Source organism: Mycobacterium arosiense ATCC BAA-1401 = DSM 45069, assembly GCF_002086125.1.
Lineage (GTDB): Bacteria > Actinomycetota > Actinomycetes > Mycobacteriales > Mycobacteriaceae > Mycobacterium > Mycobacterium arosiense.
This window is the reverse complement of sequence record NZ_MVHG01000122.1, coordinates 1-11,994: the sequence shown is the minus strand read 5'-3', so window position 1 is coordinate 11,994 and position 11,994 is coordinate 1. Positions and strand designations below refer to the sequence as shown.

Below are 11,994 nucleotides of genomic sequence, written 5' to 3'. Positions count from 1 at the left end.
ACACTCAACGGCGTCACAGTGCACTTGGCGGGCTCCCACCGATCAGCCGACTGACACCAATCTCATGACTCGGTACATTTAGTCGGGTCTGACGACGACAATGACGAACCACATTCCATCAACTAAATCGGCAGATGTGTTAGGCGTCGTGTTCCCGGCATTTATCGAGAACCGTTACTTGACAACGTCATTAAGACTCACCGTGACGAATACCTCTGCCGGACAGCGCTTTGACGACGACACGCATCTTGCCGGATTCTCGTCAGACGCTGAGCCGCCGGTACCGCTCTAACCGCTGCAGAGCTTGCGCCGACGCCGGCCCCGACGCAGGCTGCACTGCGTTGTCGAGTCGTGCGCGGACGGCGGGGACGTCGAGATGCATCCCGATGGCCACCAGACAATTGGCCATGGCTCCCCGCGGGGCCTTGCCGATGTGGATGCCGCTGCCCACCAGATTGACGAGATACTCCCGGACGGTCGTGCGGTGCCGCACCGCGACGACGCCTTTCAGCCTGAACACCTGCGGCGGGGGCTGTTCGAGAAGGTCGAGCAGGGCGTCGGGGTCCACGCAACCGGAGCTGCCGACCGTGACGGCGTCGGCGTGGACGTGGTTATGGTGGTGCTCGGGCTCTAGGTCCAAAAACGACAATTGCCCGAACTGACCGGACGTGGCCGATGCGTCGAACAGCAGCTCGGGGTCTATCCGGCCACCCGTGGTGCCGACGACATGTACACGCGGATTGCGTTGTGCCGCCCGGTGCGCGACGCGGTGGAGCACCGCCGACCGCTCATCCTCAGGAATCTGGTCGAGCTTGTTGACCACGATCAGCGACGCCGCGCCGTAGCGCACCGGCGGTAGCGTGCCGCGGTCGACGGTATCGAAGTGATTCACGGCATCGACGACGTCGACAAGCCCACCCGGCCGGACCCCGCGGATCTCACTGAAGCCGATGAGCCGGGCGATCGCCACCGGGTCGGCCAACCCGCTGGCCTCGACGATGATCGCATCGAGGTGCCGACCGGGATCGGCGAGCTTGATGAGTGCCTCATCGAGCCCACCGCCGTCCGGCAGGCAGCAGATGCAACCTCCGGCGATGGAGGCAGGCTCGTCGACCTGACCGGCCACCAGACCGGCGTCGATATTGATATCGCCGAAGTCGTTGACCACTACTCCGATTCGTGTGCCGGGGTGGCGCAATAGGTGGTTGAGCAACGTCGTCTTGCCGGCTCCGAGGTGACCAGTTAGCGCGATGACGGGTATCGCAGCCAAAGCCTCACCTTCCGCATCGAGTTTGGACAGTCGATGCTATCCGTCGCAACATTCACCGCCTGCGTCCAGGTTGTGGCGTCGCGCGACCGGTGCGAAGTCCCATTGCGTCCGTATTTACAGACAATTATCAGCATTTTCTCCGCATCTGCGGACACTCCAGAGATATGCTTATGGCTGCGGCTCACCCTTCAGCCCGGTGGCCGCGCATCGTGCAACTGCGGCGTTGCTGGTGGGCTCCGGCCGAGAGGAGCAGCGGTGATTCTCCGCGGTGACGAGACGTGGGCGCGACGCCCGTCCGGCCGGCAGGACCAGCGATGACCGCGCCGGTCTGGATGGCATTTCCGCCGGAAATACACTCGGCGCTGCTTTCCAGCGGCCCCGGGCCCGGGCCGCTGCTCGCCGCCGCCGGCGCCTGGAGCTCGTTGAGCACCGAATACTCCTCGATGGCAAGCGAACTCACTGCACTTCTCGGCGACGCACAAGCCAGCGCGTGGGAAGGTCCGAGTTCCGCGCGATACCTGGCCGCACACGCGCCCTACATCGCTTGGTTGGCGCGGGCCAGCGCCGACAGCGCCGCAATGTCCGCCGCGCACGAGACCGCGGCGGCCGCGTACACAACCGCGCTGGCCACCATGCCGACGCTGGGCGAGTTGGCCGCGAACCACGCAATGCACGCGGCACTCGTGTCTACAAACTTCTTCGGGCTCAACACCATTCCGATTGCATTGAACGAGGCCGACTACACGCGGATGTGGGTGCAAGCCGCCGCCACCATGAGCACGTATCAGGCCGTCTCGACAGCGGCAGTGGCCGCCGCCCCGCAGCCGATGGCGGCGCCCCAGATCATGAACACCGACTCGAGTTCCGGCATGAATTCCGGTTCCGGGATGAGCGGTGGGTCAGGAATGGGCGGCAATCCCTACATCATGGGAACCTCATTGCCCCAGAATCTCCAGGAGTGGCTCGAAGCGCTGTTTCCGTTCAATCCGTTTTCCCCGCAGGGCTGGTCGATGCATCCGAGTCTGTCGATGTTCCTGTCACGCGTGGAGACCCTGATCCCGATGTACGCGCACAACCCCGCTCAACTGCTTGAGACGATCGTGATGCTCGCGCTCCAATTCGTGATCCACCGGACACTCGTCTTCATCAACCTTCTCCTTTTCAACCCGGTCGGTCTGCTCAGCTTTTTCCTGAGCAATCCGATCTACACCCTCGGGCTGGCTACGCCACTTCTGGCGGTCCCGGCGGGAGCGGCGAGCGGGCTCGCGGGGCTTGCCGGACTGGCCGCAACGACGCCAATCCCCGCTGTCACCCCCGTCCCGGTGCCGGCACCGGCGATGCCGTTGACCGAAGCGCCTCCACTGACCAGTGCCACCACCGCGCCGACGATCACTACGGCGCCGCTGAAGGCCCCGTCTCCACTGCCCACGTCAATGGCCGCGAGCGCACCCGGCGGCCCACCCTCGCCACCGCCCACGGTGGTGGGTCCCGAAAGTGCCATATCGGCACAGGGTTTCGTCTCCCCTTACTTGGTCGGCGTTCTCGGCACCGCAACGGAGCTGAGCGCGCCGGACAAAATCCGCAAGCCAACCCCAGACGCCCTCACGCCCTCGACCGCCGCCACGTCACCGGCAGCGCTGAGGCCGCGGGCCCGGCGCCGACGACGAAAAGCACCGACGAGCACCGACCGCGGCTACCGCTACGAGTTTCTCGATCCCGAATCGGAAGAGATCGTCCCCTCGGACGGGGCCGGACAGGCGAATTCCGCGTTGGTTTCCGACCTCGGTGGCGCGCCGGCGAGACTCGCCGCCCCGGCAACCGAGCGGCGCGCGGCGGGGTTGGTGACGCTGACCGGTGACGCATTCGGCGGCGCAACGGCCGTTCCGATGATGCCCAGTAATCGGCTCGACCCCGACTGAAACCATGCTGCACCCCCGGGCCTGAATAACGGAGCATCCGCTCTGTTATTGTGTTCGGATGCCACGCCCGCGTACGCATGATCCCGACGTCGTGCTCGACGCCGTCGAGGATCTGGTAGCGCGGTCGGGCCCGACCGCGGTGACCATCCGAGCCATCAGCGACGCGGTGGGAGTATCCAATGGCGCTGTCTACCATACGTTTGCCTCACGCGGCGGGTTGATGGGCCAGGCTTGGCTGCGGGCGGGTAGGCGCTTCTTGGCGATACAGACTTCACTTGTCGACGAAGCGATGGCCAGTGACGGCCCGGGCGGCCCCATCGACGCCGTGGTGGCCGCCGCCGACGCGGCGGTGGTGTTCGCCCAGCGGTATCCGGGCTCATCGACGCTCGTGTTGCGGGTGCGTCGCGAGGATGTGCTCGCCGACGATGTTCCCGACGATGTTGCCGGTGAGTTGCGCCGTCTCGACAAGCTGCTCGTGGCGTTGCTGGTGCGGCTCGCCATCGCGGTGTGGGACCGAAAGGACGCGGCGGCGGTGGACGCGATAACGGGTTGCGTCGTCGACCTGCCCACCGCGCTGCTGCTGCGCCGCGACCGGCTTGGGAACACAGTAGCCCGCGCGCAGTTACATGCGGCCGTGCGTGCGGTGCTCGCGGTGGGGCCTTCTTCGTCGCGACAGCGGCGCTGACGATCAAACCTCGTAACTATCAACGTAACTCAAGGGAAAACACATGTCCGTGACACTGGAGTACGACGACAAAATCGCCATCGTTCGCCTCGGCGAGGATGAAAACCGCTTCGAGCCAACATTTCTGGACGACATCGATCAGGCACTCGACCAGGCCATAGCGGACGGCGCCCAGGGACTCATCACCACCGCCGACGGGAAGTTCTACTCCAACGGCCTGGATCTAAAATGGCTGAGCGCTCACACCGACCAGGGGCAGTGGTACATCGCTCGGGTGCACCGGCTGCTGGCCCGCGTGCTCACCCTGCCCTTGCCGACCGTGGCCGCTGTGGTGGGTCACGCGTTCGGCGCCGGCGCGATGCTGGCCATCGCGCATGACTTTCGCGTGATGCGCGCCGACCGCGGATACTTCTGTTTTCCCGAGGTCGATATCCGTATCCCGTTCAATCCCGGCATGGCCGCGCTCATCCAGGCCAAACTCACCCCTCGCGCCGCCGTCGCCTCGATGACCACCGGCCGACGCTTCGGTGGCCCGGATGCGCAGGAATTCGGCATCGTCGACGCCAACTTCCCGGAGGGCGCGGTCACCGACGCGGCCCTCGACGTGCTGCGACCGCTGCTGGGCAAGGATCCCGGCACGCTGGGCGCGATAAAGCAGACGATGTTCGACCGCGTGGTGCGCGCACTCACCGATGACGAAAACGGTTCGCACTAACTGATACTTGACACTGCCCCTGCTCCTGTATGGTCAGCGATGTCTGCCGGCGCAACAGAACAGAGGGTTCGGATGGCAAACAAGCTCCCGGACAACGACTTCACGTCCCCTCACGTCTTGGATCCCGGCCTTCGCAAGGTGGCGCGATTCGTGCCGCGCGGCTACGCCCTGCACCGCGGCCTGAAGTTTCAGCGCGCCGTCATGAACCTGATGGGCAACGCGGGGCGGCTCCGCACCGTGCCCGTCGCCGCGGTCAACCAGCACGTCAGCGTCCGGCTGCATCGTCCGGCCGGCCTCGCGGACCGTGCGCCGGCACTGTTGTGGATCCACGGCGGCGGCACCATCATGGGCCACGCGGCCCAGGACGATAGGTACCTGCGCAAGCTGTCTCAGCGCACCGGATTTGCGATTGCGGCGGTAAACCACCGGCTGGCCCCCGAACACCCATACCCGACTCCGGTCGAAGACTGCTATGCAGCGCTGCTGTGGCTGGCCCGTCAGCCGTGGGTGGACCCGGCTCGACTCGCCATCGGAGGGGCCAGCGCCGGCGGGAATTTTGCGGCCACGGTGGCCCAGCGGGCGCACGACCGCAACGATGTCCAACTCGCCTTCCAAATGCTGGTCTATCCGATGCTCGACGACCGCACGGGCGCCAAGCGCGACGGCGCCCGGCGGATCATGTGGACCGAATCCGACAACCAACTGGCGTGGCAGTGGTACCTCAACGGGGCCAATCCCGAAGAGGCCGCACCGGCTCGTCGCAAGGATCTGTCGGGGCTGCCGCCCGCCTGGATCGGCGTGGGCACGCTGGACCTGTTTTATCAGGAGTGCCTGGAATACGCGCGGCGCCTGCGCGAGGCGGGAGTGCCGGTGCAGGAGGAAATCGTTCCGGGCGCCTTTCATGCCTTCGATCACATTGCCGAGAAGGCACCCGTATCGATGAGGTTCTTCGAAAGCCAATGCGAATATTTGCGGGGCGCGCTCACGCCGAGCGGATGACCACCATCCTGCAGCGCATCGTTGGCGACGCATAGTCGAATCACGTTGGACGACAAGGACTTATCCCTCGGCGTCCTTCCACCCAGTCGCCCGGGGTTCGCTTGGCCGGTCTTTGCTGCGGGCATGACACACCGGCCCGCCGACCCTCGATGCGAAACCTTATGACTGCAAAGTGTGCACAACGTGCAACTATATGGGTATGGCCAATCCCGTAGGGCTACGAGAGCGCCGTCGCCGCCAGACGAGCGCCGACATCCGCGACGCCGCGGTGCGCCTCACGCTGGAACGCGGATTCGACAAGGTCACCGTCGACGAGATCTGCGCCGAAGCCGGAATCGCCACCCGCACGTTCTTCAACTACTTCCCCAACAAAGAATCCGCGCTCGCCTACGGCCCGTCGGACATACCGCCGGAGTTGGTGGCGGATTTCGTCGCCGCCGGGCCGGCCCCCTACTCGGTGGTGCTGGCGGAGCTGATCACCTTGGCGGCCCACCACCTGCGCGACGTGCCCCCGCGACGCGAGCACGCGGCCCACATGTTGGAACTCGCCAAGACCTCCCCCGCCGTGCTGACGGCGTTCCTCGCCGACTTGGAGCGATTTCAAAACCAGTTGACCGACATCATCGTCCGTCGCCAGGCGATGCAACCCGACGACGAGATGGCGGCGCTGATCTCGGCGCTGGCGTTGACGGCGGTGCGGTCCGGCCTCGAGAAGTGGGCCAGCGGCGAGGCAAATGGAACCGCCGACACGCCGATGCCCTATGTTGAGCGTGCCGCCGCGCTGGTGAACAGCATCTTCACAAAGTGACCTGAAACACCAACAGCAAATGTTGCATGCACTGCAAGATATGCACATCATGTACTATGCGCTGGCGGCGGTACGCGGGGAGGCTTCAGCAACAAGGCGAGCCGGGTATCGGCGCCGGGGGCGTGAACCGGTGTGGGTGGGCAGCAGTCACCGCGTTTGATGCTCCAGCGCGCGAACCGTAGCAATCGATTTCGTTGAGCAATGCGGCTTGTGGGCACTCACCTGTCCACGACCTCCGGTCGCGCAAACGCTGATCCACGTCACGACCGAGTGATGGCGAAGGGACCTCCTAGGTGCGGATATCGAGACATGTGCGCAACGCCTGGTTGCCGCTGTTGATCGTGGCGGTCGTGGTGGTCGGCGGGTTTGCGGTCGTCCGGGTCAAATCGTTTTTCGGCGCCCATGACACCGGCGTCATGACCAGCCCGCGGCTCGATGATTCCAAGCCGTTCAAGCCCAAGGTCGTCAAATACGAGGTCTTCGGCTCGGCCAGCCAGGCCAACGTGAACTACTTGGACCTGTCCGCCGACCCGAAGCGCGTCGACGGCGCGCCGCTGCCGTGGACGCTGGTCTTGAGTACCACCGCCCCCTCGGTCTTCCCCAACCTTTCCGCACAAAGCGACGGCAATTCGCTCGGCTGCCGCATCACCATCGATGACGAAGTCAAGGCCGAGAACATCACCCACGGCGTGCATGCCCTGACCTTCTGCTTGGTGAAATCCGCATGAGCACAACAGTCGACGACACCCGAACCGACGCCATCCCGGTCGTCAAAGAACCCGTGCACGACAAGATCCCCCGGATCATCCGCACGCTCGCCGTGCCCATCATCATCGGCTGGATCGCGCTCATCGCGGTGCTCAACGTCGTCGTCCCCCAGCTGGACGAGGTCGGCAAGATGCGTTCGGTGTCGATGGCACCCGACGATGCCCAGTCGGTCGTCGCGACCAAGCGGATGGGCGCGATCTTCAACGAGTACAAATCCAACAGCTCGGTGATGATCGTCCTCGAGGGCCAGAATCCGCTCGGCGCCGACGCGCACGCCTACTACGACCAGATCGTGCGAAAGCTCGACGCCGACACCAAACACGTTGAGCACGTGCAGGATATGTGGAGCGATCCACTGACCGGGGCCGGCGCGCAGAGCAACGACGGCAAGGCCGCCTACGTCCAGGTCTACCTCGCCGGTAACCAGGGCGAGGCGTTGGCCAACGAGTCGGTGGAATCCGTCCAGAAGATCGTCAAGAGCGTGCAGCCGCCCAAGGGTGTCAAGGCCTACGTCACGGGGCCCGCGGCGCTGTCGGCGGATCAGCACACCGCCGGCGACCGCAGCCTGCAGCTTATCACCGCGGCCACGTTCACCGTGATCATCGGCATGCTGCTGTTGGTGTATCGGTCGGTCATCACCGTGCTGCTGACGCTGTTGATGGTGGTGCTCGAGCTGTCCGCTGCGCGAGGCATGGTGGCTTTCCTGGGCTACTTCAAGATCATCGGCCTCTCGACGTTCGCCACAAACTTGTTGGTCACGCTGGCGATCGCGGCCGCCACCGACTACGCGATCTTTTTGATCGGCCGGTATCAGGAAGCCCGCTCCGTGGGCGAGTCCCGAGAAGAGGCGTATTACACCATGTACAAGGGCACCGCCCACGTGGTGCTCGGGTCGGGTATGACGATCGCCGGCGCGACCTTCTGCCTGCACTTCACCAACCTGCCGTACTTCCAGACGTTGGGTATTCCGCTGGCCATCGGCATGGTGGTCGTAGTCGCGGCGGCGCTGACGCTGGGCGCGGCCGTCATTGCGGTGGCCACGCGCTTCGGCAAGACCCTCGAACCCAAACGCACTCAACGCATTCGCGGATGGCGCAAGATCGGCGCGCTCGTTGTCCGCTGGCCCGGCCCAATTTTGGTCATGACGATCGGGGTCGCGCTGGTCGGCTTGTTGACCCTGCCGGGTTACCGCACCAATTACAACGACCGCAACTACCTGCCCGCGGATCTGCCCGCGAACGAGGGTTACGCCGCCGCCGACCGGCACTTTTCGCAGGCCCGTATGAATCCGGAAGTGTTGATGATCGAAAGCGATCACGATCTGCGGAACTCGGCGGACTTCTTGGTAATCGACAAAATCGCCAAGACGGTCTTCCGCGTGCCGGGAATCGGTCGGGTGCAAGCCATCACCCGCCCGCAGGGCACGCCGATCGAGCACACGTCGATCCCGTTCCAGATCAGCATGCAGGGCGTCACCCAGCAGATGAACCAGAAGTACCAGGAAGACCAGATGGCCGACATGCTGCATCAGGCCGACATGATGCAGACGACAATCGACAGCATGCAAAAGATGCAGAGCATCACGGCACAAATGACCAATGACATGCATCAGATGGTCAAGAAGATGCATGACATGACCATCGACATCAACGAATTACGCGACCATATGGCGGATTTCGAGGACTTCTTCCGCCCGATCCGCAGCTACCTGTACTGGGAAAAGCACTGCTATGACATCCCGGTGTGCTGGTCGCTCCGCTCGGTCTTCGACGGCCTGGACGGCATCGACACGATGACCGACGACATCGAGAGCCTGCTGCCGATCATGGATCACCTCGACACGCTGATGCCCCAGATGGTGGCGCTGATGCCTTCGATGATCGAAAACATGAAGGCCATGAAAACCACGATGCTGACCATGTATTCGACCCAGAAGGGTCTTCAGGATCAGCAGAAGGAGGCGCAGAAGAACTCCAACGCCATGGGCAAGGCGTTCGACGCCTCCAAGAACGACGACTCGTTCTACCTGCCGCCGGAGACGTTCAACAATGCCGAGTTCAAGAAGGGCATGAAGAACTTCATCTCCCCTGACGGCCATGCCGTGCGCTTCATCATCAGCCATGACGGCGATCCGATGTCACAGGAAGGTATTTCGCACATTCCGCTGATCAAGAAGGCCGCCTACGAGGCGCTGAAGGGTACGCCGCTGGAGGGCTCGAAGATCTATCTCGCGGGTACCGCGTCGATCTACAAAGACCTCAGCGACGGCAACACCTACGACCTGTTGATCGCCGGAATCGCCTCGCTGTGCCTGATTTTCATCATCATGCTGATAATCACGCGAGGTGTCGTGGCATCGGCGGTCATCGTGGGGACCGTGTTGCTGTCGCTGGGTGCATCCTTCGGGCTTTCGGTGCTGATCTGGCAGCACCTGATCGGCATCGAGCTGCACTGGATGGTGCTCGCGATGTCGGTCATCATCCTGCTGGCCGTCGGCGCCGACTACAACCTGCTGCTGGTGGCGCGGTTCAAAGAGGAGATCCACGCCGGCCTGAACACCGGCATCATCCGGTCGATGGGCGGCACCGGCTCGGTGGTGACATCGGCGGGGCTGGTGTTCGCGTTCACGATGATGACCATGGCGGTCAGCGAACTGACGGTGATCGGTCAGGTGGGTACAACCATCGGCCTGGGTCTGCTGTTCGACACCTTGATCGTGCGGTCGTTGATGACACCGGCCATCGCCGCGCTGCTGGGCAAGTGGTTCTGGTGGCCGCAACGGGTGCGGCAACGCCCGGTTCCGTCACCCTGGCCCAAGCCGGCCAACAAGCGCGAAATCTTTGCGGACGCCTGAACCGCGAAACTGCAACTGCCGACGGTCCCACTCGGGAAATGCGTCGGCAGTTGCACTTCCGCGGCAACGAACTAGGTAACCCAGTCCGGTTGAGCGTCGGTCTCGACGTTGGAGAAGTCCTTGTGTCCCAGGCCGGCGGTGGTGCCGCCGTCCACGACGAACTCCGAGCCGGTGGAGTAGCTGGACTCGTCGCTGGCTAAGTAGACCACGAGGTTGGAGACCTCCACGGGTTGGGCGGCCCGGCCCAGCGCGGTCTGGAAGATGTCGTCGGGAACCCAATCGGTCATCGGCGTCTTGATGAGTCCGGGATGGATTGAGTTGACCCGGATGCCGCTCGGACCCAACTCCAGTGCGGCCGACTTAGTCAGTCCCCGCACGGCGAATTTGGTTGCGGTGTAACCGTGGCAGGCGATGGTTCCCGCCATGCCTTCGATCGAGGAAATGTTGATGATCGATCCCCGGCCGGCTTCCTTCATGGGTTTGACCACGGCGCGGATGCCGAGAAACACGCCCGTCAGATTGATGTCGAGGATCCGCTGCCACTCCGAAAGCGCGTAATCCTCCAAGGTGCCGATGTTGATAATGCCGGCATTGTTGACCAGCACGTCGACGCGGCCGAACTCACCCAGCGCGGTGGCTACCGCCGCATCCCAATCCTCGGGCCTGGTCACGTCGAGGTGCAGGTAGCGGGCGGCATCGCCGACCTCGGACGCGACCGCCTTGCCCTCGTCGTCGAGGATGTCACCGAAGACGACCTTGGCCCCCTCGGCGACCAGCGACCGCACGTGCGATGCGCCCATCCCCCGGGCACCGCCACTGACCAAGGCGACCTTTCCCGCCAACCGTTCTGCCACTGCGCAACTCCTGTCGTATGGGTTCGTCTATGCACCATACGTACCGGAGGCGATGTATGGCCATAGCCAAACGGCGGGTCAGGAGTCGTACGCCCGCAGCAGCGCCCGCGTGCGAGCCCGGCCCTCCGGCGACGGATCGAACACCGCGGCGACGTATTCGTCGACGCCCGCGGCAGACAGTTGGTCGAGCCGGCCGCGGACGGTGTCCTCGTCGCCGATGATGGCGGCGTCCTGCGGCCGCGCATAGCCCTCACGGTCGAGCATCGCGCGGTACGACGGCAGCTGGTCGTAAATGGCGAACTGTTCGGACGCCTGCTTGCGGGCGGCGTCGACGTCGTCGGTGACGCTGACCGGCAACGACGCCACGACACGCACCTCCCCCGCGCGCCCGGCGTCGGCGGCCGCCTGCCGCAGCGTCGGGCCGACGTGCTCGGCCAGCGTCTTGGGTCCGGTCATCCAGGTGCAGGTGCCGGACGTGCGCCGCCCCGCGATTTTGAGCAGCTGCGGACCCAGGGCGGCGATGTACACGTCGGGTCGCGGCGCCCCCGAGATCATCAGCGCACCGCGGGCGGTCACCGTCTCCCCGGCCGCGGCGGCGGGTTCACCGGCCAGCAGGGGCAACAGCCCGTCGAGGTATTCGTTCAACCTACGCACCGGCTTGTCCCACGGGATTCCCCACATCCCCTCGGTGACCGCCTGATGGGTCATGCCGAGCCCGAGCGTGAACCGGCCACCCGAAGCCAGACTCAGCGTGAGGGCGCGCTGCGCCATGAGCATCGGATGCAGATTCTGAATCGGCACCACACCGCTGGCCACCTCGATCGTGTCGACCTCATGCAACGCGATAGCCAAAATGGTGAGAAGGTCTGGCTCATAAGGCAATTGGCTCATCCACACCCGTTTGAAGCCCTCGTCACGCAGCATCGACAGGTTGGCGATCGTTGCGTCGATCGGCGATTGGCTGCCCGATCCGCTGAGTTGCCCGAACATGGAAACCTGCATGCCCATCACACTCCTTCGGGTCGCCCCAACAAATATGCCGCCATGAACCGCCCCGGCGAGTCCGGAGACTTACTGGTTTGAGGACTCAGCCAGCGGCTGGTCTCCGATTCTGAGCGTAGT

10 protein-coding genes are annotated in these 11,994 nt (G+C 64.3%); 7 read left to right on the top strand and 3 right to left on the bottom strand.

Going from position 1 to position 11,994, the window contains the following annotated elements:
• Positions 1-262: 262 nt before the first annotated feature.
• A complete protein-coding gene (locus tag BST14_RS26185) occupies positions 263-1,270 on the bottom strand; it encodes a CobW family GTP-binding protein (RefSeq protein WP_083067210.1) in 1,008 nt (335 codons plus the stop codon).
• 314 nt (positions 1,271-1,584) lie between these two features.
• Here BST14_RS26185 and BST14_RS26180 point away from each other — a divergent pair, with 314 nt between their 5' ends.
• The 7 genes from BST14_RS26180 (at position 1,585) to BST14_RS26150 (ending at position 10,018) form a co-directional block, all read left to right on the top strand.
• Complete coding sequence (locus BST14_RS26180) at positions 1,585-3,189, top strand: PPE domain-containing protein (protein WP_083067209.1); 1,605 nt, start codon at positions 1,585-1,587, stop codon at positions 3,187-3,189.
• Between the two features lie 58 nt (positions 3,190-3,247).
• Positions 3,248-3,874 carry a TetR/AcrR family transcriptional regulator gene (locus BST14_RS26175; protein WP_083067208.1) on the top strand — a complete coding sequence of 209 codons (627 nt, stop codon included), beginning with the start codon at positions 3,248-3,250 and terminating at the stop codon, positions 3,872-3,874.
• 43 nt (positions 3,875-3,917) lie between these two features.
• Entirely contained in the window at positions 3,918-4,589 is a 672-nt protein-coding gene (locus BST14_RS26170) for an enoyl-CoA hydratase-related protein (RefSeq protein WP_083067207.1), read from the top strand.
• A 72-nt stretch (positions 4,590-4,661) separates the two neighbouring features.
• Entirely contained in the window at positions 4,662-5,588 is a 927-nt protein-coding gene (locus BST14_RS26165; protein ID WP_083067206.1) for an alpha/beta hydrolase, read from the top strand.
• A gap of 199 nt (positions 5,589-5,787) precedes the next feature.
• A complete protein-coding gene (locus BST14_RS26160) occupies positions 5,788-6,396 on the top strand; it encodes a TetR/AcrR family transcriptional regulator (RefSeq protein WP_083067205.1) in 609 nt (202 codons plus the stop codon).
• Positions 6,397-6,689: 293 nt separating this feature from the next.
• Positions 6,690-7,124, top strand: a complete 435-nt coding sequence (locus BST14_RS26155) for an MmpS family transport accessory protein (RefSeq protein ID WP_245845753.1) — start codon at positions 6,690-6,692, stop codon at positions 7,122-7,124.
• The gene (locus BST14_RS26150; RefSeq protein WP_083067203.1) at positions 7,121-10,018 is read left to right on the top strand and encodes an MMPL/RND family transporter; all 2,898 of its coding nucleotides are present in this window, start codon (positions 7,121-7,123) and stop codon (positions 10,016-10,018) included. Before BST14_RS26155 ends, BST14_RS26150 begins: the two co-directional genes overlap by 4 nt.
• Before the next feature lie 71 nt (positions 10,019-10,089).
• Here the strand turns inward: BST14_RS26150 and BST14_RS26145 are convergent, their stop codons facing one another.
• Positions 10,090-10,872 carry an SDR family oxidoreductase gene (locus BST14_RS26145; RefSeq protein WP_083067202.1) on the bottom strand — a complete coding sequence of 261 codons (783 nt, stop codon included), beginning with the start codon at positions 10,870-10,872 and terminating at the stop codon, positions 10,090-10,092.
• 78 nt (positions 10,873-10,950) lie between these two features.
• Positions 10,951-11,880 (bottom strand): TIGR03564 family F420-dependent LLM class oxidoreductase, encoded by a 930-nt coding sequence (locus tag BST14_RS26140; RefSeq protein ID WP_211280823.1) that lies wholly within the window; start codon positions 11,878-11,880, stop codon positions 10,951-10,953.
• Positions 11,881-11,994 lie beyond the last annotated feature (114 nt).

What these genes read in the sequence shown, in the direction of transcription:
- BST14_RS26150 (WP_083067203.1), top strand. Translation starts at nt 7,121, where the DNA reads ATGAGCACAACAGTCGACGACACCCGAACCGACGCCATCCCGGTCGTC.
- BST14_RS26160 (WP_083067205.1), top strand. Translation starts at nt 5,788, where the DNA reads ATGGCCAATCCCGTAGGGCTACGAGAGCGCCGTCGCCGCCAGACGAGC.
- BST14_RS26175 (WP_083067208.1), top strand. Translation starts at nt 3,248, where the DNA reads ATGCCACGCCCGCGTACGCATGATCCCGACGTCGTGCTCGACGCCGTC.
- BST14_RS26170 (WP_083067207.1), top strand. Translation starts at nt 3,918, where the DNA reads ATGTCCGTGACACTGGAGTACGACGACAAAATCGCCATCGTTCGCCTC.
- BST14_RS26140 (WP_211280823.1), bottom strand. Translation starts at nt 11,880, where the DNA reads ATGGGCATGCAGGTTTCCATGTTCGGGCAACTCAGCGGATCGGGCAGC.
- BST14_RS26165 (WP_083067206.1), top strand. Translation starts at nt 4,662, where the DNA reads ATGGCAAACAAGCTCCCGGACAACGACTTCACGTCCCCTCACGTCTTG.
- BST14_RS26180 (WP_083067209.1), top strand. Translation starts at nt 1,585, where the DNA reads ATGACCGCGCCGGTCTGGATGGCATTTCCGCCGGAAATACACTCGGCG.